Origin of the sequence: Candidatus Accumulibacter similis (assembly GCA_013347225.1) — a bacterium.
Classification (GTDB): Bacteria; Pseudomonadota; Gammaproteobacteria; order Burkholderiales; family Rhodocyclaceae; genus Accumulibacter; species Accumulibacter similis.
Genome location: CP054595.1, coordinates 2,672,660 through 2,695,677, shown reverse-complemented (window position 1 = coordinate 2,695,677; position 23,018 = coordinate 2,672,660). Strand labels below are relative to the sequence as shown.

The 23,018-nt window shown below is 66.7% G+C and carries 24 protein-coding genes; 3 read left to right on the top strand and 21 right to left on the bottom strand.

What is annotated here, in order from left to right; genetic code table 11:
- Positions 1-337: 337 nt before the first annotated feature.
- From HT579_12215 to HT579_12205, 3 genes are all read right to left on the bottom strand, one after another.
- A complete protein-coding gene (locus HT579_12215; protein QKS31629.1) occupies positions 338-784 on the bottom strand; it encodes a hypothetical protein in 447 nt (148 codons plus the stop codon).
- A gap of 174 nt (positions 785-958) precedes the next feature.
- Entirely contained in the window at positions 959-1,348 is a 390-nt protein-coding gene (locus HT579_12210) for a type II toxin-antitoxin system death-on-curing family toxin (protein ID QKS29603.1), read from the bottom strand.
- Positions 1,345-1,569, bottom strand: coding sequence for an AbrB/MazE/SpoVT family DNA-binding domain-containing protein (locus tag HT579_12205; GenBank protein QKS29602.1), 225 nt, complete (start codon positions 1,567-1,569; stop codon positions 1,345-1,347). Before HT579_12205 ends, HT579_12210 begins: the two co-directional genes overlap by 4 nt.
- Before the next feature lie 558 nt (positions 1,570-2,127).
- On the opposite strand from HT579_12205, the gene HT579_12200 reads away from it, so the two are divergent.
- Complete coding sequence (locus HT579_12200; GenBank protein ID QKS29601.1) at positions 2,128-4,314, top strand: ATP-dependent RecD-like DNA helicase; 2,187 nt, start codon at positions 2,128-2,130, stop codon at positions 4,312-4,314.
- Between the two features lie 351 nt (positions 4,315-4,665).
- On the opposite strand, the gene HT579_12195 is transcribed toward HT579_12200, so the two are convergent.
- The 3 genes from HT579_12195 to HT579_12185 form a co-directional block, all read right to left on the bottom strand.
- Positions 4,666-6,066: an SEC-C domain-containing protein gene (locus HT579_12195; GenBank protein ID QKS29600.1), complete on the bottom strand. Its 1,401-nt coding sequence runs from the start codon at positions 6,064-6,066 to the stop codon at positions 4,666-4,668.
- Positions 6,063-6,347: an integration host factor subunit beta gene (locus HT579_12190; GenBank protein QKS29599.1), complete on the bottom strand. Its 285-nt coding sequence runs from the start codon at positions 6,345-6,347 to the stop codon at positions 6,063-6,065. Before HT579_12190 ends, HT579_12195 begins: the two co-directional genes overlap by 4 nt.
- A 154-nt stretch (positions 6,348-6,501) precedes the next feature.
- Positions 6,502-6,843: a hypothetical protein gene (locus tag HT579_12185; GenBank protein QKS29598.1), complete on the bottom strand. Its 342-nt coding sequence runs from the start codon at positions 6,841-6,843 to the stop codon at positions 6,502-6,504.
- Positions 6,844-7,424: 581 nt separating this feature from the next.
- Here HT579_12185 and HT579_12180 point away from each other — a divergent pair.
- On the top strand, positions 7,425-8,069 hold the full coding sequence (locus tag HT579_12180; GenBank protein QKS29597.1) for a hypothetical protein: 645 nt from the start codon (positions 7,425-7,427) through the stop codon (positions 8,067-8,069).
- A gap of 252 nt (positions 8,070-8,321) precedes the next feature.
- Positions 8,322-8,567, top strand: a complete 246-nt coding sequence (locus HT579_12175; GenBank protein QKS29596.1) for a hypothetical protein — start codon at positions 8,322-8,324, stop codon at positions 8,565-8,567.
- Positions 8,568-8,651: 84 nt separating this feature from the next.
- Here HT579_12175 and HT579_12170 read toward each other — a convergent pair whose 3' ends face one another.
- Genes HT579_12170 through HT579_12100 form a run of 15 tightly spaced genes read right to left on the bottom strand, consistent with a single transcriptional unit; the run spans position 8,652 to position 22,331 of the window.
- Positions 8,652-11,474 carry a conjugal transfer protein TraG N-terminal domain-containing protein gene (locus tag HT579_12170; GenBank protein QKS29595.1) on the bottom strand — a complete coding sequence of 941 codons (2,823 nt, stop codon included), beginning with the start codon at positions 11,472-11,474 and terminating at the stop codon, positions 8,652-8,654.
- Positions 11,475-11,522: 48 nt separating this feature from the next.
- Positions 11,523-12,944 (bottom strand): conjugal transfer protein TraH, encoded by a 1,422-nt coding sequence (locus tag HT579_12165; protein ID QKS29594.1) that lies wholly within the window; start codon positions 12,942-12,944, stop codon positions 11,523-11,525.
- A 7-nt stretch (positions 12,945-12,951) separates the two neighbouring features.
- The gene (locus tag HT579_12160) at positions 12,952-13,734 is read right to left on the bottom strand and encodes a conjugal transfer protein TraF (protein ID QKS29593.1); all 783 of its coding nucleotides are present in this window, start codon (positions 13,732-13,734) and stop codon (positions 12,952-12,954) included.
- Between the two features lie 3 nt (positions 13,735-13,737).
- Positions 13,738-14,127, bottom strand: a complete 390-nt coding sequence (locus tag HT579_12155) for a hypothetical protein (protein ID QKS29592.1) — start codon at positions 14,125-14,127, stop codon at positions 13,738-13,740.
- A gap of 12 nt (positions 14,128-14,139) precedes the next feature.
- A complete protein-coding gene (gene traC / locus HT579_12150; protein QKS29591.1) occupies positions 14,140-16,713 on the bottom strand; it encodes a type IV secretion system protein TraC in 2,574 nt (857 codons plus the stop codon).
- Positions 16,710-17,267, bottom strand: a complete 558-nt coding sequence (locus tag HT579_12145; GenBank protein QKS29590.1) for a TraV family lipoprotein — start codon at positions 17,265-17,267, stop codon at positions 16,710-16,712. Before HT579_12145 ends, traC begins: the two co-directional genes overlap by 4 nt.
- Positions 17,264-17,968: a DsbC family protein gene (locus HT579_12140; GenBank protein ID QKS31628.1), complete on the bottom strand. Its 705-nt coding sequence runs from the start codon at positions 17,966-17,968 to the stop codon at positions 17,264-17,266. Before HT579_12140 ends, HT579_12145 begins: the two co-directional genes overlap by 4 nt.
- Positions 17,969-17,989: 21 nt before the next feature.
- Complete coding sequence (locus tag HT579_12135) at positions 17,990-19,267, bottom strand: conjugal transfer protein TraB (protein QKS29589.1); 1,278 nt, start codon at positions 19,265-19,267, stop codon at positions 17,990-17,992.
- Entirely contained in the window at positions 19,260-19,982 is a 723-nt protein-coding gene (locus HT579_12130) for a type-F conjugative transfer system secretin TraK (protein QKS29588.1), read from the bottom strand. Before HT579_12130 ends, HT579_12135 begins: the two co-directional genes overlap by 8 nt.
- Positions 19,918-20,508 carry a type IV conjugative transfer system protein TraE gene (gene traE, locus HT579_12125; protein ID QKS29587.1) on the bottom strand — a complete coding sequence of 197 codons (591 nt, stop codon included), beginning with the start codon at positions 20,506-20,508 and terminating at the stop codon, positions 19,918-19,920. The genes HT579_12130 and traE overlap by 65 nt, the downstream gene beginning before the upstream one ends.
- Before the next feature lie 3 nt (positions 20,509-20,511).
- Positions 20,512-20,802, bottom strand: coding sequence for a type IV conjugative transfer system protein TraL (gene traL, locus HT579_12120; GenBank protein ID QKS29586.1), 291 nt, complete (start codon positions 20,800-20,802; stop codon positions 20,512-20,514).
- A 10-nt stretch (positions 20,803-20,812) separates the two neighbouring features.
- Entirely contained in the window at positions 20,813-21,106 is a 294-nt protein-coding gene (locus HT579_12115) for a hypothetical protein (protein ID QKS29585.1), read from the bottom strand.
- A complete protein-coding gene (locus HT579_12110; protein QKS29584.1) occupies positions 21,090-21,293 on the bottom strand; it encodes a hypothetical protein in 204 nt (67 codons plus the stop codon). Before HT579_12110 ends, HT579_12115 begins: the two co-directional genes overlap by 17 nt.
- Before the next feature lies 1 nt (position 21,294).
- Positions 21,295-21,924: an OmpA family protein gene (locus HT579_12105; protein ID QKS29583.1), complete on the bottom strand. Its 630-nt coding sequence runs from the start codon at positions 21,922-21,924 to the stop codon at positions 21,295-21,297.
- Positions 21,912-22,331, bottom strand: coding sequence for a lytic transglycosylase domain-containing protein (locus tag HT579_12100; protein QKS31627.1), 420 nt, complete (start codon positions 22,329-22,331; stop codon positions 21,912-21,914). The genes HT579_12105 and HT579_12100 overlap by 13 nt, the downstream gene beginning before the upstream one ends.
- Between the last annotated feature and the right edge of the window lie 687 nt (positions 22,332-23,018).

Sequence of the window (23,018 nt, the reverse complement as noted above, 5' to 3'; positions counted from 1 at the left end):
GACGTGGAACGTGGTCGCCGGGGTTCTACGGCAAGCGTGAATGGCCGTGAACCTTGATCGAATGCTGCTCGAAGCAGGCGTGAGCGCAAAGCGCCCGCATCTTCAGGGCGTGGTCGGTCCGAAGATCTCCTCCAGGCTCCCGGCATCGACGACCTGATCGAGCCAGATGTCGATCTGCTCGACGGAGGCGCCCGAGATCTCCTGCAGAACCTCCGCGGGGATCGAACCGAAGCGCCTTCGCAACAGCTTCTGCAGCGCCAGCGCTTCACCCTCGGCTTTGTAGGCATGCTCCCATTCTTCGAGTCGTTCGGCCAACATGACGTTGAGCTCCTGTAGATCATCGATCTGAGGCAAGACGATACGGTATTCCGCTCTGCGCATCAACGTCGCCCGGATCCAGAGGGCGAACATCCAGCGCAGGTCCGGCCGGTCGGCCAGCCAATCGGCCAGCAGGCCGCCGATCGCCTGCGGTGAGGCCGGATGTTCGATCCGGAAAACCGCTGCCACGACATTGCGCAGCGAGGCGAGTTCCTGCTCGCCATACGCGTTCTCGTCGATCAGCAGCTGCTTCATCCGCGGCCTGAACTGCTCGACCAGCCCCGGAACCGGCGGGATCAGTTCGCAGACATCGGTCACGGCTGACCCGCACCCGCCAGACGATGTCGTCAGAACGGCTGCGGAAGGCTTCGGTGACGTAGCTGCCGGGTACTCTCGCCAGCGTGCCGCAGTCGAGCCCCTGCAGCCATTCGTCCGACACGAACCCGAGAATCAGCTTGCGCACCAGTTCCGGACGGGAAAAGACGAACTGGTAGCCCGTGTCGTGAGCGTTTGCCGTCGGCGAATTGGCAGCAGGGGAAGGCGCGTCAGACCACTTTTCCCAGAATCCATCTGGACGATCGAGGGTCCAGGCTCGTCTTCCTCGTCGTCTGGTCGCATCGCCGTACCGCGCAAAACGCGGTCAACCCTGGCGCGCGCCGCTGTGATCGCGCAACCAGCGCGCGAACGTCGCTTCGTCGATCTCACCGGCCGCAACGGCCAGCATGGTCAGCGTCGCATCTGCCGGGTTCGCGACCAGACGCCAGCCATTGAGTGCCAGAAACAGGCCAACCGCCAGGAAAGCCACCCGTTTGTTGCCGTCGACGAAGGGGTGGTTTTTCGCCAGACCGACGCCATAGGCCGCCGCCAGATCGGCCACGTCTGCTTGCCCATAGATAGCCAGGTTCAGTGGCCGCGCGAGTGCAGATTCGAGCAAGCCTTCGTCACGCAGCCCGCTATCACCGCCATGCTCGGCCAGGCTCTCGTCGTGCAACAGTTCGATCGCACGCCGGTCGATCCAGCGCCAGCTCACTTGGCAAGCTGGTGAAACGTGTCTCGGTACTCGCGCATGAACTCGCGCCCGATCTCGAGTTGCTGGTCAAGATCGGGGTCGTACGGCGTCAGCATGACCCCATTCGCGGCATCGGTGACGAACACCGCATCGCCCTTCTGGAGCTTCAGCCGCGCGAGAACTTCCTTGGGCAGGATGACGCCAAGCGAGTTGCCGATCTGGGTCAGCTTGAGTGTGGTCATCGAAGACTCCCGGGAGGTTATAACCATCGTTATAATAGCACCGATGTCAGGCGCATCGCGGCTCCTTGCCGGGCACGCATGGACGTCGCGGTTCTTCTGATGACGTTCCACATGGCTATGGCCCGCCCAATCTGCCTACCTGCCCGCGAATGGGAACAGCGAGAAGTCAAATACCATACCAATCATATAGTTAATCGACCAGTATAGCTCAGTGCGGCGCGACAGCTCTGGCTGGGTATCGGCCGGACCTGTTCAACCGTGTGCAGGCAGCCAGCGAGACGAAAGACACTGTTGGCGTGCGCTGGGCATCAGCGCCGCACACGGAGGAACCAGAAAAGTGATCAGCTGAATCCGAAATTACGAGCGAGCCGCGTCCGCTCGCCCATCGACATTCAGATTTGGTGACTGCGCCAGATGCTGGGTGTACCCGAGAATGTATGCGAGGAAGTCGCCAAGGGTATCATCGACATGTTCGGGAATGCGGCGGTGGAGCGGATCGAAAGGATGAGTACTACCGATAGCAAGAGGAGGCGTGCGGCAGCCTGACCGCGGTCCTCCATGTCTGACGCCCCCGCTGCAGAACTCGAGCGCCTTGCCGGCCTCGTTGAGCGTGTCACCTTCCACAACGAGCAGAACGGCTTTTGCGTCCTCCGCCTGAAGGTGAAGGGTGAGCGCGAACTGATCACCCTGGTCGGCCATACCCCGATCGTTTCCCCCGGCGAATACGCCTCTGCCTCTGGGCACTGGGTCACCGATCGCGAACATGGCCGGCAGTTTCGCGCCGTGTTCGTCCGGATCTCCCCGCCGACCACGCTGACCGGGATCGAACGGTACCTTGGGTCGGGCATGGTCAAGGGCATCGGCCCGGTCTACGCGGGCAAACTCGTCAAGTCGTTCGGCGCGGCGGTGTTTGACGTCATCGAGCAAGCGCCCGAACGCCTCCGTGAGATTCCGGGGATCGGAGAAGTCCGCGCCAGAAGGATCACCTCCGGCTGGGCCGACCAGAAGGTCATTCGCAGCATCATGGTCTTCCTGCACGCACATGGCGTTTCGACGTCCCGCGCCGTGCGCATCTTCAAGACCTACGGCCAGGACGCCATCGACATCGTTCGCGAGAATCCCTACCGGCTGGCGCAGGACATTCGCGGCATCGGCTTCATCTCTGCCGACACGATCGCGCAGAAGATCGGCATTGCCAAGGATTCTCCCCTGCGCGCCCAGGCCGGCATCTCGTATGCCCTCACCGAAGCATCGGCGCAGGGTCACTGCGGTCTACCGTATGCCGAACTGGTGCCCCTGGCGGTGAAGCTGCTCGACATTCCGGAGGCCATCATCGAAACCGCCATCGCCCAGGAAATCGCTGGCGAGGTGTTGTTCCCCGACACCGTCGAAGCTCAGCCTTGCGTGTTCTTGGCACCCCTTTATTACGCCGAGCAGTCGATTGCCGCTCAAGTGCGGCGCCTCAAGACCGGGCGACGGACCCTGCCGGCCTTCGATGCCGACAAGGCGATTCCCTGGGTCGAGCAGAAGCTCTCGATTCAGTTGGCCGACAGCCAGAAGGAAGCCATCCGTCTCGCGCTGTCTTCAAAGATCTTGGTGATTACTGGTGGCCCTGGGGTGGGCAAGACGACTCTGGTCAATTCCATCCTCACCATCATGACGGCCAAGGGCGTCAAACCGCTGCTGTGTGCGCCCACTGGACGGGCGGCCAAACGTCTCTCCGAATCGACTGGTCTCGAAGCCAGGACCATCCATCGCTTGCTGGAAGTCAATCCGCTCAATGGCCAGTTCAAACGCGACGCGGACGATCCCCTCGAATGCGATCTGCTGGTTGCCGACGAATGCTCCATGATCGACGTGCCGCTGGCGAACCAGCTTCTCAAGGCGGTCGCGACTGCTACGGCGATGATCCTCGTCGGCGACGTCGATCAACTGCCCTCGGTCGGTCCCGGTCAATTTCTCGCCGATCTCATCGACTCGGGTGCGGTGCCCGTCATTCGGCTGACCGAAGTGTTTCGGCAGGCGGCCACCTCGCGCATCGTGCGCAGTGCCCACCAGATCAACCGGGGAATCTTTCCCAGCCTGCCGGAGAAGGGGGAAGACTCGGACTTCTACCTCGTCGCCGCCGAGGAACCGGACGTGATCGCGCAGACCGTGGTCGATCTGGTAAAGACGCGCCTGCCACGCAAGTTCCATGTCGATCCGGTTCGTGACATCCAGGTGCTTTGCCCGATGAACCGGGGAATCACCGGCGCCCGCGGCATCAATCACGCACTGCAGGAGGCGCTCAATCCGCCCGGCGAACACAGTGTCGACAAGTTCGGCAACCGCTTCAGCGTCGGCGACAAGGTGATGCAGATCGAGAACAACTATGACCGGGATGTCTTCAACGGGGACATCGGCTTCGTCACCGGCATGGATCGAGACGAGGAGGAACTGGTCGTGACCTTCGACGGCCGGGCGGTCACCTATCCGTTCGGCGAACTCGACGAACTGGTGCTCTGCTACGCGACGACGATCCACAAGTCACAGGGCTCGGAATACCCGGTGGTGGTCATTCCGATCTCGACCCAGCACTACATGATGCTCAAGCGCAACCTGATCTACACGGGCATCACGCGCGGCAAGAGGCTGGTCGTGCTCGTCGGCCAGAAGAAGGCGTTGGCCATGGCCGTCAAGGGCAAGCAGGTCGAAAGGCGCTGGTCGAAGCTGAAGGAGCGTCTCTTCCCCGCAGGCAGGCCGTGACGCTGTCCGAGATTTCGCGGGTGTCCTGCAGTCCGCCACCGGAAGCCGCCACGCCAAGTCTCTTGCCGTCAGCTGGTCGGGAGCGTTTCTCCTGGAGAATCGCCACAATTTCCTTCGCATGCGGGCTGCAGGTCTTCACGTCAAGGCCCAGATCAAACGTGTCATTGAGAACCCTGGCGACGAACGCGTCCGCTCTCTCGGATTGGCCTCGTAGCCTGCGCCCGAAAAGGATGTTGGCTGCCTCGACTTGCTATCCGTCAAGATCGGGCACACCGTGTGCCGCGGCACCCAGCGGGATCGAGTTCGCCAGAATATCTGCAACGGCGGTGATTTGCTCTTCGTTCATCCTCTTCACTGGCTTCCAGCGTGGCGCGAGATTCCCAGCGCCTGCCAGAGAAAGTCGAACGGAATCGTACGTCGGCCCTGCTGTGCGGCTTGCTGCTTCTCGCTCGCTTCATACAGACGGATCAGGCCCCCCACCCGCTCCAGGCCCGCGGGCGTGTTGATGGCCTGCCTGGGGGTCTTGCCAGCGAGTGCCGGGAGGGGCTCGTCTGGCCACTTGGCGTACATCCGCCGAAGCGTCTCTTCCATCATTTCGGCGAGCACCTCCGGTGACAGGCCGAGGTCGGCATCGGGTCGCTTCGCCCGTTGATCGGCCGGCATGTTGCGCAGCAGTCCCGCTGGATCGGACAACTCCCGAGACAGGAAGCGAACCGCATGGCCCGCAACGGACTCGAACCAATGACGACCTTCGTCGGCATGGCGCTGCGTCTTGTAGAAGACCGTGATCCTGTCGGGACTCTTGTCGATATTGACCGTCGCCACCGAGCGTGTCTCCCCATCCGTGCAGTCGATGAGGCGATTCCAGGCGGTCTCGCGGTCCCCTTCGACGTCGCTCTGCGCCGCCAAGGACTGCGTCAATTCCTGCCAGTCCGTCACGCGGTAATGATCCGTGATCAGCAGCATGGGTTCGCCGCAATAGGCGTCCCGGAAAGCCGGCATGGGCATCGGAGCGTAGAACTGTGCGAGCCACTGGCGTTGGAGAATGGTGCTCAGCAGGTGCGGCAGGTCGCTCGCCTGGCCCTCGAAGTGATCCATGGCCTGTCGCATCCTCGCCTGAACGACCGGTCCGGTGAAATGCGAAAACGCGTAGATGGCGCCAGACAACTCGCAGTGGCCGTCGACCTCCATGATCCGGACGCCGATCTGTACGCCCAGCAGGGAGGCCTGAGCCCCCGACCGCTCGCGGACGATGATCGGCGGCGCTTCTGCGTCGAGCGAATCGCACAGCGTCAGTTGCTGGCCCGGAACCAGGTCCGTCACGTCGTAGAGGCGCAACGGGCGCGCACCCAACTGCGTGATCCAGCGGCGCTGATCGGCCGTGAAGAGCGGCCCGCCTGGACTGAGCAGGTATTCGGATACTCGCCTGTGCTTACCCTGCACCAGAATTTCGCCTTCGGCCAGCAGCAATTCCATGACGTTGATGTGGATGATGCTCCAGGTCTCCTGGTCTTGAGCCTTCAGAGCATCCTCTTCCGCGGGGCTCAAGTCATCGAAGAGCAGTTCGGCAAGGGCGATGCTCACTGCCTTGCGATGTTTGTTCATCAGCCAGTCGATGGCACGCTCCGCGGCCCCTGCGTGGCCTTGCCTTTCTGCTTCAACGACGTCTTGGGCGCTGTTTGCACAGCACTGCTTGTATTTCTTGCCACTGCCGCAGGGACAGGGATCATTTCGGCCGATCTTGTAAGTCACTTGCTCGCCTGTACCCTTTCTCGTAGCTCCTTCCCCGGCGTGAAGTGCGGCAGCCTTTTCGCCGGTACCGACACGGTCTCGCCGGTGCTCGGATTGCGTCCGCTGCGCGCTGGCCTGTGGTTCAGGGCGAAGGTGCCGAACCCACGAATTTCGATCCGACCTCCCCGCGCCAGCGACTCGCTCATCCCCTCCAGGATGGCTTTGGCCGAGAGTTCAGCATCCTTGGCGGTGAGTTGCGGAAACTGTGCAGCAAGCCGGGTGATGAGTTCCGAACGAGTCATCCGAGCATTCTACTTGCTCTGCCGCTAGCCAATGACGCGCGACCTGTGGTTGAACCCTTCGCGGCGCACCTGTGCGCTGGGTTGTGTGGGGTGCTCGCCGGACAGCCTTTCCGCGCTGATGCAGGTTCCAGCCCGCTGGAGAAGCTACGTCGCATCACCCTGCATTGCCCCTTGCTCCCAGGGCGGCGACTGCCCGTACACACCTCCGCTTTGCGTCCGACAGACCGGTGAGATCGTCCGCCTCAATACGCTTCTCGCACAGGAGCGTTCCGAGGACGATGGGCAGTCTTGAGTAGCGAAAGTCGTACTTCGTGTCGATCCGCTGTCGGGCATCTGCAAGGTATTCCAGGACTGACCACATGTCATCGGGGTGCTCGGCATCAGCAGCCCGGCTCTTGAACTCGGCCATGACTTCCGCCAGTTCGCGTTGAAGAGCTGCGTGGGCCACGCGTCTCGCGATCTTCTTTTCCTCGTCGGTCCAGGTCGTGTGTTGCATTCCATGCCTTCGTGCTGACAGGGTAGGCGCTTGCAGCGCCGACAATGCCTTCTTCCGCAAGCCTGGCGCCGACAGACGAAGCTCGCCAGCCTGAAGCGCTCGGGGAGGCATCTCAACGAGGATTGTAAGCGACAACTGCTGTGCGGCGAATCTACCCTCACCGCCTCGCCTGACACACCGACAACGCCTTCTGCCCCGCCTGCTTCACCGAAGACCGCGCCATCGCGTCCTCGCCCGCCTGGTGCGTCGCTTTCGCCCTCCCGACCGTCTGTTCCAGGATGTCGGCGGCCACCAAGTCCCCACCGCGTGTCAGCCACGGCGGCCAGCGACCTGAGCGCCCTGCCGGCATCCGGCTCAAACTGAGAAGCGGCTCACCCGCTGCTCCTGCCCCCGCCCGCGACCGCCAGCCCCCTCGCGTGAGGATTCGTTCACACCCGTGAGCCAACGTTCACGGACCGGAATAAACGCTCCCGGTCCGTGAACAAACTGCCCCTGCGTCGCCATTGTATCTTCCGCGGCACCTCGACGACCATGAACACCGGATGAACTCGCTGACCCAAACAACCTTCTGGAGACCGATCATGCGCACTTGCCGGAAATTCAAACATCTTGATCCGCTGACGGGCGAAGTTCCGTACTGGCCCTTCCCCGAACTGCTCCGCGTGGCATGGCGGGCCCGCGACATCCTGAACGGGCGCAGCAGCGACCAGATTCACAATCTCGCGAACCGGATTCACGACCTCATCGCCGAGTACTTCGCCGCGGCCCGGCAAGACGAGGTGGGGCGCCTCATCGCCGCAGGACCGGACGATTTCCTCGAGGTCGACGAGCACGGCAAAGTCCTGGGAATCCACTTCGACCGGATAGAGGAACTGGATTTCCCGAAACCGGAGAACACCCGCGAATTCGAGGCGATCGAGGCATTCTTCGAATACTGGCCGCAGATCTTTGGGGATGGAGACCCGGTACCGGATCTCGGCGCCTGTCTGGCGAGGCTGGCCTTGTGCCACGTCAGCGACGCAGTCCGTCGCCTGCACTATGCGTATGACTTCGACCGTCTCAAGCACGTCAGACGAGGGGCGAAGCGCCTCACCGCCCATGACTGCATCGATGCCGGACGGTGTGCCATCGAGGCAGTGGAGGTCGTCTGCCGTGCGGAACGACGAATCGAGACGCACTTTCTGCGGGAGCACCTGGCCGAATGCCTCGACGCTGTGAAGCGGTAGATCAGTGCCCAGTGCCAGAGTGCCCAGCCCCTGTTGAGCGCGCCAGGAAGCCCCTCTCCCGGAACCACCTGGTTGCGTGCCCGCGAGAGCAGGTGCCCCCAGTCCGGCCAGCATGAATGCCCGCGTGCCCCTGGACCACAAGCCCCGCGCCTGCACCAGGCGGTCGGCCAGACCGTCGCGCCTCGCCGACGGCAGCCCGTATCCACCGGGCCTTCCTCCGTACTCCGACCCGCTCCTCGGTAGAATGAGCGCATGTCGCAACCGCTTCCTCCCTCAACCCCGGCGCTCAACCGCCTGCGTGCCGCGAGCGCCCTGATCCCCATCATCGAATCCGGCCTGGCCGATTCACGCATCTCCGTCGAGCGCGCTGCACTGATGGCGGCGTTCTGCGAATGGGCCGCCGAGAACCCGCCCGATGATCCCGAGGCAGCCAGGCTCGCGGAATCCGTCACTGACGGCCTGCAACGCATCAGACTCATGCTTGCGGCGGTGTCCTGAACTCGCGGGGGGGTCCCGGCAGCCGAACCCGTACTGACGCCACGGGCAGCTGCCCCCGCAACAAACCCCACAGCACGTGGCTCATCACGGCCTCTTCTTCCCGGCCAGCGTGTCGCGAACGTACTGCCCGGGCTGCTCGCCGGTCAGCCCGTCAGCGACGCGTCCCGCCGCGTTGCCCACCTCCTCGACCACTGCCGCACCCTTGCCGACCGGCGACACCGGCTTCAGCTTCCCAAAGCCAACAGGCGTCGACTCCTCCCGATGAACCTCTGCCGAACCCTGCTGCCGGTCCCGCAGTTCCTGCGCATTCGTCGAGAACTCGCGCATCGCCGTGTGCATCGTCTGGTCACTCGGGCGCCCCTGCGGCGAAACACCGCTGCGCCCCGCCCTCCCCTGCACCTCGCCCAGATAGCCGCCCGCCGCGCTCCCAACCGCAGCCGCGCCGGGCACCCCGCTGCGATCAGCCGCATGCCTTGCTCGCACCGCCTCGGCCCCCTGAACGCCACCGGCCAGTTCGCCCAACATCCGGTCGTAGTTGCCGGCGGTGTACTCGTCGAGGTACGGCCGCAAGCGATACGGGTCACCGAGAATCCCCTGCATCCGCTCGTAATGGAAATCGAGCTTCGACAGCAGGAAATCCTGGATGAAATGATCCTGCAACTGCAGGTTGGCGCCGAGCTGGCCGCTGCGCGACTGCTCCCACATCTGCCGATGCGCTTCGCTCTCCTGCAGCGATGCACTGAACGCTTCGCGGGATTGCCGGGCGCGGTCGAACGAGGCCCGGGTTCCCTCGCTGCCGGCCGTGCGGGCTTCGTCGCTGCTCCGATGGCCCCGCTCCCAGCCATTGTCGATCACCGTGCCCACTTTCCTGCCGAAACCCGACTCGCTGGCCGCCTGCGCCATCTCCTCGACCGAGCGGGCGGCGTCGGCGGAGTTCCGCAGCTTCGCCGACATCTCGACCCCGCCGCGCAGGCCGGCGATCTCGAGGAGCTTCGGCGTGCTCATGCCCATTGACGCGCCGATCATCAGCTCCATCGCCACCTTCTCGCTGACGCCGATCCGCTTCGCCCACTGGTCCACCTGGCGCAGCGCGTCGCTCGCCTCGTGACTCCGGCTCGAACCCATGCCGTGCCGGTAGCCGGTACTGTCGCTGCTGCCCTGGCTGTGGCTGTGCTCGAAGCCGGCTTCCTGCCGCAACGTCGCCAGCGCACTCTCGGCGTACTCGGCGGAGCGCTGCCGGGTGGCCTGTTCCGATCGCTCGTAGTGCGCCTTGGCGGCCGCGCCCAGCGAGTCGTTGAGCGCGAGGTTGGCGCGCAGCGCACTGCTCGCCTGCTTCACGACAAAGCCGCCGCCGGAGAAATGGCTGTAGTCGAAACCGCCGCGCGCCTGATGGTTGGTCATCCCCTGGCGCAGGCTCGGATTGAGATCGACCGCTAGGCCCTTCAGTGTGTCGTGGCTTGCATTGTTGAGCGAGGCGTTGCCCATCTGCAGGTTGCCCTGGGCGAGACCGCTGGCGATCTTCTCCGGGTCGCGCGGCGGCGCCACCAGGCCCGCGACCGCCTGCAGGCCGACCTCGCCACCGCGGACGATGGCGGCGGCGATCGCCGGGATCGAGATCACCAGCATGCCGGCGATCGCCTGATCGCTGACGATCGCACTCTGCAGGAAGCCCATCTGCTCGATCGACAGCCCGTTGCCGGCGCTGCCGCTGCTGTACTGGCTCCGCGAGACCATCGTGATGATGAAGTTCATCACCGCATAGAGCGGTGCCCACAGCTGGATCCAGAAGAGGCTCGCGGCGTAGGCGCGGATCACCGCGCCGGCCTGATGGCCGCTGATCACCACGAAGAGCAGGAACACCGGAAAGATCGCGTACTGCACCATCTCGATCGCGTTGCGCACCTTCGGCATCGTCGATTCGGCGATCCGCGCCATCAGCTTGTACGAGTCGCTGGTCGAACGCAGCGACTGCGCCATGCCGAGATTGGTCTGCGCGCTCGCCGCGTCGCCGAGCTGGGCCGGCAGCAGGTACTGCGCGTCGATCATGAAGTTGGCGACGATCGCCTGCTTGACCGCGTCCTGCGCCGCCGCCGAGACGCCGAGCAGGTAGTTGGTCGAGGTCGCCAGCGCCCCGGCAATGGCGATTCCGGCATCGGCCTGCGTCATGCGCGGGTACAGGCGCGACCCCATGAGGGTCACCTGCCGGCCCGCTTCGGCGGCGATCTGGCGGGTCAGTCGCTGGTAGGCCGCCTGGCAGCCGAGGGTGTCGAGCTGCGACGGGTCGGCCGGATCGCGCAGGGTAACCAGCCGCGCCGGGTTCGTCCGGCCATCGAGCTGCGCCCAGATGTCGTTGACTTCAAGGAGATCCTCCTTGACGCGGATGTAGCCAGTCGCCAGATCCGGCGCGACGCACTCGCGATAGAACTCGAGCAGGTTGCTGGTCAGCACCGGACTGCCGCTCTTCACCGCCAGGCGCTCGGCGAGCACCCGGTGGCCGAACAGGGTGCCGTTCTTGCGGAACCTGACGTCGTCGGGCAGCGAGAAGACCGTCTCGAAGGCGCCGGTCAGCCAGTCGCCCACCTTGCTCATCGCGTGCGCGAAGGCGCCGAGCCCGATCGGCACGTTCGCCACCGCACGCGGCGCCTCGTTGCCGGTGCGATCGACGATCAGCACCGTCACCTTCGGCACCAGCAGCAGCGCCTGGAAGATGGCCAGGAAGAACAGCCACTTCCACATGCCGTCGAGGCGTTCTCGCCCGGTGAGCGTCGCGATGACGACCACCACGATGCCGATGATCGCCATCGTGCGCAGCAGACCCCGGTAATCGCCGCTGCCCATCAGCGAAGCGACGGCGTTGAACATCGCCTCCAGTTCGGCGACGTTCCAGTAGGCATAGACTTCGTACATGTCGCTGGCTCGTCGCTGGCTCGTCGCTGGTGTCCCGCCGGGTGTGCCCTAGCGGTTGAAGACCATCATCGACTGGAAGAGGTTGGTCGGCAGGCCGGCGTTGAGGCTCTGGTGCAGGAGCTGCAGCGAACGCGAGAGTTCGGCGACCTGCATGCCCTTCTGGTACTCGGCGCGCAGCATGTCGCGCGCCTCCTGCTCGATCTCGTTCAGCCGGGCGAGGATCTGCCCGGCGGCCGCCACTGCGTCCTGGCCGTTCCGGCCGGTCTCGTTCTGCAGCGCGTGGCGCAGCGTCTTCGCGAGGTTCGTGAAGTAGGCGTGGGCGACATCCACCGCGATCAGCTGTGCGTAGTCTTCGGCGATCCGGTCGCCGCCCGGGATGCTGCTCGACACCGCGAGCATCTTCCAGACCGGCAGCGACGAAGCGCCGATCAGCGCGGTATCGAGATTCGTCTGGCCGGCCGCGTCGCGCTGGATGATCTTGTCGCGCATCGCGGCGATGCGCGTGCGCACCTGGCGGGCGAACGGGGTCACCGTGAAGGCGCTGTCCGAGAAGGTCGGACTCAGGCATTCGGCCGGATCGCTGCCGCACTTCACTCCCGGCAGCTGCACCGTCGCCGCACCGCCATCGCCGACGAACTGCCGGAAGGTGAGCTTGCCGCCGGGCAGATAGGTCCAGCGCGCCTGTTCGTCGCCGTGCTCGCCGGGTGGCGTGACCAGGATCGTGCCGGTCAGGCTCATCAGCAGTTCCTTCGTCTCGTCGCTCACCCCGGCGACCCGCGACAGCGCCCGCCAGACGATGTTGCCCGGCTCGAACAGCTCGCGGTAGCCCGCCGACGCGGTGCCCGCCGCGCTGCGGATGCTGCGCGCCGTACTGCGGTTCTTCTTCCACTCGTCCCACGACTCGAAGACATCGCCGAAGAGGTTGAGATTCGCGCCTGCGGTCTTGCCTTCCTTCTCCTGCGTCCGGTCGGTCAGCAGGCTACCGGCAGCGGAAACGATGCCTTCGGCCGCCTGGCAGGAATTGACGTTGAGCTGATTCATCTTCGCCACCTGGTCCTGCAGGTACTTCAGCAGGTCGCAGAGGTCGGGCGACATCGAACAGAGCGCCAGGTTGAAGGCGGCGCCGATCGCGTTGTTGCCGATGTTGCGCAGCAGCGCGACGAACTGCTGCTTGTTGATGAACGAGAAGGAGCCGGCGAAGAGGTCGATGCCGCCGCAACCGGCGCGGAACGACGGCGGCGTGATGCTCGCCAGTGGGTAGTTGCGCACCGGGGTGCGCAGGTAGAGGCTGCCGCCGGTATAGAAATTCATCGTCTGGCCGCGGTAGGCGTCGGCGCCGGTGACGTTGCCGTAGGCGCCGATGTCGTTGAACCAGTCCTGCATCGATTGCGAGACGTTGGCCTGCAACGACGTGCTCGCGGTCGCGAGGGCCAGCGTGATGGCGAGGATCCGTGCGCGTGCTGGATTCATGGGGCCCTCAGTACGGTTCACCCGGACGCGTCTGCGTCACGAGGTAGATGCGCTCGACGATCTCCTGCGCCGAGAGCACGCCGGAGCCGATCGGCAGCAGCCGGCGATCGTGGATGTTGCCGAGCACCAGCAGTGGCACGCTGCGCAGCCCCAGCCTCGCGGCCATGCCGTTGTCGCGCGCCGGCCGCGGAAACTCCGCCAGCCCGCCGCCGTCGAGCGAGACCGGGAAGACCGTCAGCCCCAGCTGTTCGGACAGCCACTTCAGGGTCGGCGCCAGGCGGTGGCAGTACGGACAGTCGGAGCGGAAGAAGAAGAACAGCCCCCAGTCGCGGCCGAGGCCGGCCAGCGCCGCACGTTCCTTGCCCGCCTGCTGCGCGTCGCGGACCTGGATCGCCGCGTTGTTCACCGGGTTGCGCAACTGGTAGTTGAGTTCCGGATGCGCCCAGAGGACGCGCCGCCAGACATCCGAGAACAGCGCCGCGCGATCCATCAGCGCCTCCTGGGCGGCGATGTAGCGCCGGAGATTCGCCGGCGTCGGCTGGACGATGGCGAGCGCGCGCTTGCGCTCGAGGTCTTCGCGCAGCGTCTTCAGTGCCGCGACGGCCTCGTCTTCCTCGCTGGCCGGCGCCGGCTTCTCGGCCAGCGGGTCCGGCGGCGTCTCCGATGGCCGGTCGCAATACCACTGGAAACGATCCTCGTCGCAGACCCAGACCGACGGATACTCGAGCCGGCCGGTCGCCAACGCGGCCGGGGCGAGGCAGGAGAGGACGATCAGGAACAGGATCCGCATCGCTCATTTCACCGCCGGATGCGACTGCGGCCCGACGAGCTCGGCGACCCGCGCCGTCAGGTCCGGAATCGCGCCGGCCGGAGAGGCCTTGACCAGCGCCGCCGAGTTGAGCAGCGCGCAGCGGCACTCCTGCGCCACCTGGTCGAGCGCGGCGTCGAGTTGCACGCCGAAGGTCTTCGCTTCGTCGAACAGTTTCCCCTGCTCGTCCACCGTCATCCCCGGCTGGATCCGCTGCACCAGCGCCTGCTGCTGCCGGGCGACGAGGCTGCCGATGTCGACGCGGGCGAGACGTGGACTCTCCAGGGGCCGAACCTGCAGCCACACAGCCACCAGAGCGGCGCCGGCGAGCAGCGTCGTCAGCACGGTCCACGCCGGGATCCGCAGCGGGCTCATCGCTCGTCGTCCTCAGGCCTGCCCGCGTTCGGCCAGCAGCTGCTCGATCGCTTCGGCAACCGAGAGCCCTTGCTCGCGCAGGCGCTTGATCGCCTGGAAGTCCTCGGCGCGGGTCGAGTAGACCAGCATCGAGAACGGATCAAGCAGGAGTCGCCCAAGCCCCGAGCCGACCGGCGAATGGAGGTAGATCTCGGAGAAGTGGCCGTGCTCGGTACTGACCGAGGCGAGCTGGCGCTTCAGCCATTCGTCGAGGACGAGTTTCCCTTCCTTGCCCAGCCGTTCGATGTTCTCCGGCTTCTGGCGCAGCAGGAAGAGCCAGTCGGCATTGTCGATCGCCGCACGGGTGGCCTCGTTGCGGTAGTAGTCGTCGACGGACTGGGTGATGGTGCCGAAGGCGCCGCCATACTTGCGCGCCCGGCGATAGCCGGCCTCGATGAACTGGCCGCTGGCACCGCGGCCCATCAGGTCCCAGCTCTCGTCGATGATCACCAGCTTGCGGCGCGAGCGGTCGCGGTACATCTCCTGCGTGATGCGGTACATGATCAGCTGCATCACCACCGACTGCAGGTCCTTTCTTGCCTTCAGCTCCTCGAGTTCGAGGACGACGAGATCGCGGTCGAACTCGATGTTCGCCGGACCCTCGAAGTAGCTCGCATAGACGCCGTGGCGGGTGTAGGGCTCGAGCGCGGTGGCGAGGCGGCTGAGATCGCGTTCGTACTCGCCGTCGCTCGACAGCCGGCCGGTCTGCAGCAGTTCGTAGATGTCGGTGATCGTCGCCGAGCGGCCGCGGGCATCCCAGACGCGCTTGATCGCCGAGCCGAGCGCCGTGTAGGCGTAGTTGTCGAGCGGTTCGCGCGGGCTCGCCATCTGCGCGAGCAGCGGCAGAACCATCTCCATGTCGGCGTGGATGTCGATGATCATCGAGAACGGGTTGAGGCACAGCGTGTTCCGCTGCTCGTCGGAGCACTCGATGAACTCGCCGTCGAGCAGCTCGCAGAGGTTCTTGTACGACCGGCCGACGTCGAGGATCCAGACCTTGGCGCCGGCGCCGAGGTAGCGATAGGTCAGCTCGTTCACGAACACCGACTTGCCCGACCCCGACAACGCCGCCACCGCAAAGTTGAAGTTGCCGCCGGTGTTGTCGAAGAGGTCGAAGCCGAGGATCTGCCCGCGGCGGCCGAAGAGGGTCATCACCGGCGTCGGCGTGCCCTTCCACTCGGCGATCAGCGGCGACATCATCACCGCGTTGTCGGCGGTCTTGGTGCTGATCCGGCCGAACTGGCGCAGGTCGGCCTGCAGGGCCGGCGTCAGGGTCATCGGCAGGGCCGCCGCGAGCGCCTGGTGCTGCAGGTAGAAATCGCGGGTGAGGTCGAAGCCGCGGGCGCGCCAGACCGCGCGCACGGCATGCTCGCAGCGCGGCGCGTCGTCGACCCGCGACAGCAGGCACATCTGGTGGACCATGCCGACGACCGTGCGCCCGCTGTCGAAGGTCTTCAGGACCATGTCCCAGTCGCGCTTGCGCTCCTGCAGGTCGGGCTGGAAGTGCGCCATGTACGAAGCCGCACTCTGCGTCGCACGGGTGGCCTTCATCTGCGCCCGGGCACGCGCCGACTCGTAGTCGAGGGCGATCGCCCCCATGGTGATGAGGAAGGCGCAGGGCATCGACAGGGCGAGCTGGTAGGGGTCGCCGATCAGCGTGTTCATCCCCGCGAGGCGGAAGTAACGCGGATATTGCCGCACGGAGAAGAGCTGCAGCACCGATTCGTCGCCGCCGGCTTCCCGAAAGCGGATGTCGGCGTCGCCGAGGCGTGCGGCGATCTCGCGATGGGCCAGCTGGTCGCGCAGCGGGCGGGCCTCGTTCCACGCGACCGGGCGCCGGCCACGGCCGCTGAACAGCGCCGAGTGGTCGAAGAAGTCGCCGGCGAAGGCCAGGAGGTCGTCCGGCGTCCAGTCCTCGCCCGGCAGGTGCGCGGACTGCAGGGTCGCATGCACGCTCTCGCGCAGACGCAGCGCGGCATCGACGTCGGCCGGCAGCTCCGGGTCGAGCGGCAGCGTGATCGAGATCACCAGGCGATAGTCGCGCAGCAGGTAGGTCTGGTGGCTGAAGAGCGACTGCCCGGTCCCCTTGAGGTAGTGATCGATCCGCCGCCGCGCCAGCGTGCGAAAGATGTTGGGATGGCGGCGCTCGTCGAAGCCCTCGCTCGCCGCCGGAACCGTACCCGGCAGCAGATTGGCCTGCGCGCGCAGCAGCGGCAGGATGTTCGGGCTGCCGTAGAGGCTGACCTGGATGCCGGTGCCGGGCGGGCAGGAGACGAAGAGGCTGGCGAGGACCTTCTCCATTTCCTCGCTGGCGCCCGTTTGCGGCTGGGCCTCGATGCAGAAGCCGATGGCGCGCGATGCCCGCTCGCCGAAGCCGCCCTGGTCGAGCGCGAAGAGTCGCGCGTCCTCGATCCAGGCGAGGTACGGCAGGATCCCGGTGAGCCGCGGCAGGCGGGTGATCTCGCGCAACAGCCGCCGCGGCAGACGATCGGCGGCGGCCGATCGCTCCGGCAGGAACGCCGCGCGGAAGCGATCCGACAGGCTCACGGTTCGCCCTCGATGGCGGGCGGCAGCAGATCCCGGCCTGGCAACGGCGGCGGTTGCGCGCCGGGGGCCGGCGTTCCCCGCTCCATGCGCAGCGCCGGACGCTCGCCGGATTGGGGCAGCGCCGGGACGAAGGCGGCGGGCGGCCGCACCGGACGGTAGCGCTCCCCCGCCTGCCGCCGCGCGTGCTCGACCTGCCAGCGGCCGGGATCGACGACCAGATAGAGGTACGACTGGTCGTGTAGCACCTCGTCGTCGTCCTCCCACGGCGCGAGCCAGACGCGCCGGACCTGCTGCGCGCTGCGCACCGGGTCACCGGAGCGGGGCAGCGCACGCACCGGCGCGGCGCCGCGCACGTTCGTCGCCGCGTCGGTCGGGCCCGCCTGACCCGGCAGGTGGTTCTGCAGCGCGTTGGCGTAGACCCCCGAGAGCGAGGCACAGGTGATGCCGTCTGGCGCCTGGCACGAGAACCGGCCGGGACCATCGAGGCCGGACATCGTGCTGGCGCAGCCGGCCAGGGCGAGCAGCAGTGAACCGCAGAGCGCGGCCCGCTTCATGGCCGGCGCTCCGCCAGCCACTGCTCGATGCGCTCGCTCGTCGCCGCACCGGGCAGCAGGCGCCCGTCGGCGGAGAGCAGCGTCGGCGTGCCCTGGATGCCCAGGCGCTGCGCGAGCGCGATGTTGCGCTCGATCGGGTGCGCGCACGAGCGCTTCGGCGGGACCTTGCCGGCCTGCATCAGCTCGGCCCAGGCGCGCGCGCGATCGGCGGCGCACCAGACCGCCACCGCCTTGTCGCGGGCCTGCGGATGCAGGCTCTCGAGCGGATAGGCGAAGGTGTAGACGGTGAGGTTGTCCACCTTCGCCAGTTCGTCTTCGAGCCGGCGGCAGTACGGACAGTCGGGATCGGAGAAGACGGCGAGCACGCGTTCGCCCGCGCCGCGAGTCGTCTTGATCGCATCCGACAGCGGCAGTTCGGCGAAGGCGACGCGCTGCTGTGCCTGCAGGCGCTCGGCGGTCAGGTCGCGCTGCGTCTGCAGGTCGAAGAGATGGCCGAAGACGAAGTAGCGGCCGGTCGCGTCGGTGTAGGCCGGATTGCGGCCGATCATCACTTCGTACAGGCCGGGAATCTCCGAGGGCTGGACGCGCTCGATCGGCGTCGCCGGGTAACGTTCCTGCAGGCGTTGCGCGAGGGCGGTGCGTGCCTCATCGGCCTGTGCGGCGACGGACAGGGTCAGGGCGAGCAGGCTCAACGCGGCCATACGAGGTGGGTACGGCATGACTCACTCCTTGTAGGGTTCGAGGGGTTTCTTCTGCACTTCGCGGCCGCGCCGCCAGATGTCGGTGTAGCTGTCCGCGTCGCCGGCGGGCTCGCCGTCGAGCGAAAAGCCCTTGGTGAACACCACCTCGACGGTGCGGCCGGCGTCGATCTCGATGATCGGGAACATCTTCTCGGCCAGCGTGATGTAGTACTGCGAGAGCCGGTCGAGAGCCTTGCCGACCCCCGTCCCGAGCCCAGCCTGGAGCTGTTTGCCCGGCTCGATCGTGCCGACCGATCCGAGCGGATTCGTCGACACCGTCGTCGCGCCTTGCTGGAAGGCCTGGCCGATGCCGGCGCCGATCCCGGCCAGCAGCGCGTTCGCCAGGACCTGTCCCTGCTTGCTGACGAGGCGCCCGCGCATGCCGGCCTTGCCGTCCTCGCCGACGACGTAGCCCTTGACCGGGGCGTCGATCGCGCGGCCGTCATGGCGCACGCAGGAGAGCGACTCGAGCCGGATGTAGGCCCGCTCGGCGCTGATGTCGCCGTAGCTCGCGCCAAGCGCGAAGCACTCGCGGATCCGGAAGCGGTAGCGGTTCGGCAGGAAGGCGTTGTCCTGCACGCGCATCAGCACCGGATGGGGATTGCTCTGCGCCTGGCCGCCGGTGGGCGCATCCAGTCCGCCAAGCAGCGCCGCCCGAAAGAACGAGCCCGAGGGGACGTAGCTGCGGGCATCCGGCTTGTCGGCGCCCTTCCCGGTCAGCGGTGCGCCGGCTTTGGCGTCACTGACTTCGAACGCGGCGATGCCCGGCGTGCGGGGCGTGGCGGGAATACCCGCCGGCGGGCTGGCGAGGCCGGCGTTCGCCGGGGGCATGGGCAGCGGCGGCAGCGCCGGCGCCCGCGTTTCGGGCACCGCTGGCGCCGGCGGCGGCAGCGGGGGCAGTTGCGGCACCGATGGTGCCGGCGGGGCCACGCCGTTCGCTGCCGCCGGTTTCCGGTCGAGGCTGTCGACCTGCTGGCGCAGCCCGTGGATCATCTCTTCCATCTGGCGCATCTGCTCGCTCGACTGGCTCATCCAGATGTCGCGCGGATCGGCCTGCGCGCCCGGGGGGTTGATCGGCAGCGGCTGCGGGCGTGCGGTCGGCGCGCCCGCGCCGGGGGCCGGCTGGTCCCAGAGTGCCGCACCGCCGAAGACGAGCAGCGTGAAGGCGGACACACCGATGCCAAGCATCAGATACTGCCGATGCTTCGGCGACAACCGGGCGATCGCCCCGGACATCCGGTTCCCGGGCGACTCAGGCATCGGGTGCCTCCAGGACGATCATCACCTGCGTCGCTTCGCCCGGATCGAGTTCGAGCGCATCGATCATCACCGCAAGCACGCCGCGCCGGTGGAACTCGCGCTCGTCGAGCACCATCCGGGTCGCCGAGACATTGGTGAGCTGGTACTTCTCGCCGCGCAGGGCCCCTTCGAGGGTCCGTACCAGGACGAAGCGGCTCTCGTTCCACAGCGGGACGATCTCGAGCCGCTCGCTGGCGCTCATGTCTTCCGGCGTGGTGTCGCGGGCCAAGGCCAGCAGCACCCGGCGGATGGCGGCATGGCGCGGATCGTCGGCGACGAGCGCCCTGCCCGCTGCAGCCGGCCGGCCGCGTTCGCGCAACACCAGCGTTTCGGCCGGGACGTCGGCGACCTGCAGCAGCAACTTCCAGTGCCGGCCGGCGTCGTCGGCGACGAAGACGGTCAGCCGCGGCTGCTCGGTCGTCGGCTTGAGGTAGGCGATGCCGCTCTCGCGATCGGCGCTGACGGCGAACTCGCCCTCGACTCCGTGGATGCGGCGAATCCTGCGCCCGTCGACGCGGATCAGGTTGGGCTCGGTGCGCGAGACGGTGGCGGCCAGCCCGTCGTCGGGGTGGCCTTCGACGAACTGCGCGGCAACCCCCGGGGACGCGAGGCTAGCGAGCAGCAGCGCCTGCGCCAAACGGGTCCTGGTCGCTGGTTTCACGAAACTCGGATACATGCAGTCTCCCATTGAGGTAGCGAAAGCCGACGAGCCAGGTGGCCTGCTTCTCGGCGGCCTTCTTGTCGCCGACCCAGGTCATCAGCACCCCCGAGAGCGCGACCTGCATGGTCGCTTCGTTGGGCAGCACGGCCTGGGCGGAGAACTGGGTCGAGGCGTTGTTCTTGCGGATGAAGTCGCTGCGCGCGCCGAACTCGGCCTGCAGGCGGCCGTACTCGGCCGGTGCGGCGTACTTCAGGAAGAGGTGCTTCTGGTAGTCGGCGACCTGCGGCGTGATGTTGAGCGCAAGGCCGGCGTACCAGTAGGCCATCTCCTGCAGGTAGTCGGCCGACACCTTGCGGCCGCTTACCCAGAAGGTCCTGTGGACTTCCGGCGGGATGAGGACGGTGCGCTCCGACCCGGCGACGCTGAGCAGCGCGGCCGCGTTGGCCAGCAGCGCCAGGGCGAGGCCGCCGACGGCGAGGCGCATGAAGGTGATCTCGGCACGCTGGTTGTCCCGCTCGGCGGTGAAGATCCGCAACTGCATGGCTCAGCCAAGGAAGAAGCGGTGATGCGAGGCCGGCGTCGCCCGCACGCGGACGATGAGCCCGCTCGGCAGCCACCAGTAGAGGGCGTGCAGGGCGAACTTGGGGTGCTTGCCGGTCTTGAGCCGGCCGTACTGCCAGGCGAGCAGCGCGCCGCAGAGCAGGCTGGCGAACAGGCTGCCGGCGATGACGCCGGTGCCGAGGACGAGGAGGAAGACGATGGCCTGGTCGAAGTCCCACCAAAGGAAGCGTTCCTGCGCTTCGAGCGACTTCGGGATGTAGCCGGTCTCGTCCATGGCGTCGGCCTCAGATCGTCGCGGTCAGGATGCCGGTCGAGATGGTCGGCGCGTACTGCAGGAAGACGGCGAAGGCGACTCCGGAGAGGATCGGCATCGGATTGAGCCGCGCCAGCGAGAAGAGTGCGCCCAGCCCGATCGCGGCGACCGCGGCGGCTTTGCCGAAGTAGCCCTGCACCATGCCGGTGAGCCAGTTGTAGAGGCTCTGGAACTCGGTGCCGGTGGTTCCGGCCAAGGCCGCGGTGGCGCTGGTGAAAAGGACGAGCGCCAGTGCGCCCGTGATCCAGTTACGACTGCGGTGCATGACGGCTCCCGTGGAGATCGATGAAGGACTTGATGAGCCATCCGAGGCCGAGGCCGAGCGAGATGCCTCCGAGGTGGGCTTCGAAGCCGCCTTCGATGGGCGACCCGGGCGCCAGGATGCCAATGGCGACGAATCCGCCGGCGACGACGACATCGCGGACGAAGCTGGGGGAATGCGGCAGGTTCATGTCATTGGGCTCGCATGGGGTTGGGGATGGCGTCCCGCCGGCCGGCGAGACGGACTTCGACGCGCCGGTTGTGTGCGCGCGCCGCTTCGGTCGCTGCCGGGTCGAGGTAGCAACAGCGACCCTCGGCACGCACCGTGATTTCCGCTTCGACTCCCCGGCGGAGCAGCCAGGACCGGACGTACTCGGCGCGCTGCCGGGCGAGGCGGTCGTTGGGTGCCTTGCCGCCGACGTCGTCGGTGCGGCCGGTCAGTTCGATGCGCTGGTAGTGAGGGGCGATCCGGGTCAGGCGCTCGAGGCGCTGCTGGCCTTCGGCGGTCGGGCGGCTGCTGGCGAACGGGAAGCGGATGATCGCGGCCGGCGGATCGGCCTCGGTCGCCGGGGGAATGGTGGCCTGCGGCATCTCCGGGAGCGCGGAACGTGCCTCCGGGCGTGGCGGGAGCACGTCGACGAGCGCCAGTGCCTTGCGCGTCGGCGCCGGGCAGTCGTTGCCGCCGCAGATCCGGAACTGGCGGTCGATCCAGCCGATGTCCGGCGATGCCGCGGCACTTCGGGTGGGCAGGGGCGTGCCGGCACAGGCGGCCAGCAGCATGATGGGCAGCAGCAGGCCGGACCTGGTTGTCAGGAGCGCCATGCGTCGATCCTGGCGGCAACCTTGCGGGCGTAGGCCGCGCGTTTCTGCGGGCTGCGCGCGTTGTAGGCGCCGACCGCCTCCCAGCCGTAACCCAGTCGCCGGATGTTCTGCGCGAGAATCCAGGCGCCGACGTGCGTGTTGGTGCACGGGTCGAAGAGTTCATCCCGGCCGATGCCGTGCGACGACAGGGTGGCCAGCCAGCGGCTGTTGATCTGCATGTGGCCGAGGTCTTCGGAACCGTCGCGATTGCGGTTGCGGGCGCCGGGGTTGAAGCCGGACTCGACGGCGGAAATGGCCTTGAGCAGCGCGGGCGCGATGCCGTAGCGCAGGCCGGCCTGGTCGAAGCACGCGGCCTGCGCGGAGAGGGCCACGAGCGAAAGGAGGGTGACGAACAGGGTGCGAATCATGGCTGCCATGGTAGGAAGCCAGGGATTCGGTGCGGCGGCGAAAAGTGGACTTCAGGGGCGGATTTCGGGCAGCGGAAGGTGGGTGATCGGGCTTGTGTTACGGCTGAGCCACGGCATCATCCGCTTCTGGAGGTTTGCTTCTCTGTTCGCCACATTGGCCGCTACCAATGCTGACCCAACGGTCGAGTTCTCTTGAAGCGGCCATTCATCACAACCACCGACGAGGCGAAAGCCGCCGTTCGATACTCCGCAGTGCTATTCCTGTCGGACCGGCGGCTTTGAGGGGCGAGCGGTCAGTGGGTGTCGGATGGCGTCGGTCGGCTACCGGCCAGAAGCGGCCGGACGCGGCTTCCGACAACCGACCACCTGAGTGTCGGCAGGACTTCGAAACCTGCCGTTGGAATTAGTCACACAACTCGGCAGTTGCGGTACTTGAGGGCGAGTTGCCTACGCGACATCTGCACCTCGCTTCACCGCCATACGAACCCAGCCGACGAAGACAAGCCTGGTCCGTGCTTTGGTTCGACGTCGGCGTCGTGCAGCGCCACTGATTCCGTCGCCCTCGGGCCGATGACGGCGAGCATATCGCACGGCGTTCCATTGGCGACCGGCCCAAGCCCCTTGGCGGCCAGCAGATCGACGATCTTGCATTCTCCGAATATCTGCGGACTCGGCTGCTGTAGGCGT